Here is a 3,417-nt window from a genome sequence, read left to right as displayed (position 1 = left end):
ATTCTGCTCCAACATTACTCGGACCAACTCCTTATCTTAGCTTTAATGATAGTCCATTTAAAAATGTTAGCTTTAGCTATTTTCACCTTGATAATTTTGAGGATGGTTCCCTGAATGTGCCAGGTGTTACAGCCTCTAGTGCTAGTGGCTTACCAGTTAGTGTGCCAGGTCCAGATTTTTATAGAGATTCTGTTGATATTGACGACGGAGTAATTGATGGAAACGGGCAACAAGGTCATGCTTTATATGAACAAGGCAATGGAATAATAGGAGGCTTTAAATTTAATTTCAATGTCAATATATTAGGAAACCTTCCTACTCATGTAGGTATTGTCTGGACAGATTCATATTCAAGCCTTGGCGGACCTCCAGAGACAGACCAAACACCACTAACGTTTCAAGGTTTTGATGCACAAGGAAATTCTTTAGGTACTATTGCACTTAGTCAGGGACAGATTGGCGATAACAGATTCGACGGAACAACAGTTGATGATCGCTTTTTTGGAGTTATCAATTTAGCAGGTATTTCAGCTATATCAATATCTCAGACTTTAATCGATGGAGGCTTTGAAGTAGATCACTTACAATATGGATTTTTTTCAATTGTACTTAGATGCGAAATGCTTATATGGCAAGCCTTTTCGGGAGTTCATAGATTTTTAACGGTTCTCTAAATTGTGTGATTGGAACCAAAATCGTTATACTAAATCCGGTTATTAAAGACTGATTATTTATCCCCCCTTTTGCCTTTTGCATGAGTGCCTTTTGCCTGTCTTCATAAGTAGCCTATACTCAACGGATTTAGTCTGACTATAGTATAACTTCTGCTGATCACCATAAGTGAGAGAAATTCACAAATATGAGATACACCCGATTGATAGTGAACACTCATTATATATTAATAAACATAAATAAATATGAAGTAATTTAAGTTTCAAGAAGAATGAACCCGATCTTTTTTACGATGGGGGTAAACCTAATTTTCAATTTCTCAGGTTGAAAGATGAATCCAGATTAAGCTATCTCAACGATAAGAGGACAAGCCAATGTTTGAAGATTTTACCTATATTACCGATGAGGCTTTTTTAGAGAATTATTGGTGGGAAGAACAAGTTATCTGTCCCCACTGCCAAGGCAAAGGAAGAATCTATCTAGAGACGGAGAATGAATCCGTCCCCTGTAAATTCTGTGAGGGTAAAGGCATTATTAAACGAAAACAAGAGGAAGCTAACTATTCCTAAAAATCTGTATAATTAGATACCATACATTAAAAATCTTCTTGAGTTAAAACCTCTGGCTGACATTGTTTAATTTCGCTGTTAATTCCCAGAGCCGATTCCGATTTTAGGTCTTCGATATAACCGGATTGATGGGATAAAGCTTCAGAAAAACTCTCGAAAGGACCGAAATAATAGAGACATTTCGGCTGACTGGTGGTGATCTCTACCCACCAGGGTTGAGGTGGTAAACTAGGCTTGATCGAGACAGTTTCGGGGTCAAGAGGCTTTATACTGAGAATCTTGGCCCCTTGGCGCAGGAGGCGCTGTGTTTCTTGACTCATGCGGCTTTTAGGTACTCGCAGGACTGTCCAGGAGAAGCGTTGAGGCAACGAGCCAGAAGAACCGGAAAAAACAACTTCATAGAGAAATATTTGATTCTCTCCCTGATTATTAGCCTCTAGCATACAGAAAAGATTCTCTTTTAAGGGTAAGGGTTAAAAAAACAGACGCTACTCCTAACAGAGTAGCGCATCTTGATACGATAGCATAGAGCGGCAAAAAGTTAGGTTTTGTCCTACTCTCCCCTGACAGCATAGCTTGACGGGTTCTTTATTCAAGATGCTGTAGGGGAATATATAGCCGTTATCTTAATGGTGGGATAGGAAGTTTTCGTTTTGGGGAGTCGGTGGTCGATGCCAAATCCTGTTATACTTCATCTTTATGAGAAACACTGTCAATAGGGTTTGCGGCAAAAAGTTTTTCCTAGGGGTAGGGTGTGGGGTTTTCCCCATTTTTAGGTGGTCAATTACCTAATTTTCAGGGAAAAAGTCCCTAAATTTTCCCACCGAACAATCCAATGGCTGGCACTTTTTGATTTCAAAAAGACCAAAAAATATTATCCAACAAGGTTTTTATATTTATGCAGCAATCTCTCAAGAATATTGACAACAAATAGAGGTTTTTAACAAATATGCAGCCACCAAAATTAAGCTTAGGAACCAGATTATTTTTATCCCATCTCCTCGTTATGGTGGTGGGATTGAGTAGCTTTATTATCATTGCTAAATTATCTTCTCCGCGAATGTTTGTTTTGCGTTTGGAACAGTTAGAAAGGCAGGGATTTTTTACCGTGCGATCAGCGAGAACTTTCTTGGTTAGGGGTTTTGAGACAGCTTGGGATAGTAGTGCTATTTGGTCATTCATTGCGGGAGGAAGTACGGCTGGTTATCTGAGTTTTTTGGTTTCTCAACGCATTATGAAACCGGTAAAACAAATGAAACAAATCACTAAAAATTTTGCTGAAGGGGATTTATCGGCGCGAGTTCCAGAAAGCGAAATCCCAGAATTAAATCAATTAGCCATCAGTTTTAATCAGATGGCGATTAGTTTAGCCGATGTGGAAAAACGGCGACAGGAATTAATCGGTGATCTTACCCACGAATTACGCACACCTTTAACTGTGGTACGGGGATATTTAGAAGAATTAGCCGATGGTGCGATCAAACCTAATCCAGAACTTTATCAGAAATTAGTGAAAGAAACCCGCAGGTTAGAACGTTTAACCCACGATCTACAGGAGCTATCGCGAGCGGAATCTGGTTATCTCTCGATTAAACTGCAACCTGTTAATTTATTAACTTTGTTAAATTCTCTCATCGAAAAATTTGCCGATCAATTATTAGAAGATGGACCAACTTTACAGTTAGATTGTCCCCCCAATTTACCATCTGTCATGGCCGATCCCGATCGCCTCGAACAAATCTTAGTTAATCTGCTCGGTAATGCCATTTGTTACACCGATAATGGTGCAATTACCCTGCAAGTGACAAGGGACAAAAATCGCCTACAAATTGCCGTTATCGATACAGGAATTGGCATCGCAGCAGAGGATTTACCCTTTATTTTCGAGCGCTTTTGGCGGGCCGATCGTTCTCGTTCCCGTTATTCTGGGGGTAGTGGTATTGGTTTAGCGATTACCCGTCGTTTAGTGGAATTACACCAAAGTCAAATCGAGGTGGAAAGTGAATTAGGTAAAGGCAGCACTTTCCGTTTTTCCCTAGCAATATCGGACAATTGAGAGATGGGGATTTTTCAGTGAACAGTAAACAGTGAACTGATAACTGATAACTGATAACTGATAACTGATAACTGATAACTGATAACTGATAACTGATAACTGATAACTGATAACTGATAA

General features: G+C 39.4%; 4 protein-coding genes. 3 read left to right on the top strand and 1 reads right to left on the bottom strand.

The annotated features are described in order from the left end of the window. Together BGL89_RS11360 and BGL89_RS11355 are read left to right on the top strand one after the other, a co-directional pair. On the top strand, positions 1–674 hold a 674-nt coding region (locus BGL89_RS11360), incomplete at its 5' end, for a hypothetical protein (RefSeq protein WP_286825793.1). Between the two features lie 372 nt (positions 675–1,046). Beyond that, positions 1,047–1,241, top strand: a complete 195-nt coding sequence (locus BGL89_RS11355; protein WP_286825792.1) for a hypothetical protein — start codon at positions 1,047–1,049, stop codon at positions 1,239–1,241. 26 nt (positions 1,242–1,267) lie between these two features. Here BGL89_RS11355 and BGL89_RS11350 read toward each other — a convergent pair whose 3' ends face one another. Beyond that, on the bottom strand, positions 1,268–1,684 hold the full coding sequence (locus tag BGL89_RS11350) for a DUF1816 domain-containing protein (RefSeq protein ID WP_286825791.1): 417 nt from the start codon (positions 1,682–1,684) through the stop codon (positions 1,268–1,270). 506 nt (positions 1,685–2,190) lie between these two features. On the opposite strand from BGL89_RS11350, the gene BGL89_RS11345 reads away from it, so the two are divergent. Then, the gene (locus BGL89_RS11345; protein ID WP_286825790.1) at positions 2,191–3,297 is read left to right on the top strand and encodes a sensor histidine kinase; all 1,107 of its coding nucleotides are present in this window, start codon (positions 2,191–2,193) and stop codon (positions 3,295–3,297) included. The last annotated feature ends 120 nt before the right edge of the window (positions 3,298–3,417 follow it).

Origin of the sequence: Microcystis sp. LSC13-02, from assembly GCA_002282935.1 — a bacterium.
Lineage (GTDB): Bacteria > Cyanobacteriota > Cyanobacteriia > Cyanobacteriales > Microcystaceae > Microcystis.
This window is presented reverse-complemented; position numbering and strand designations above follow the sequence as displayed.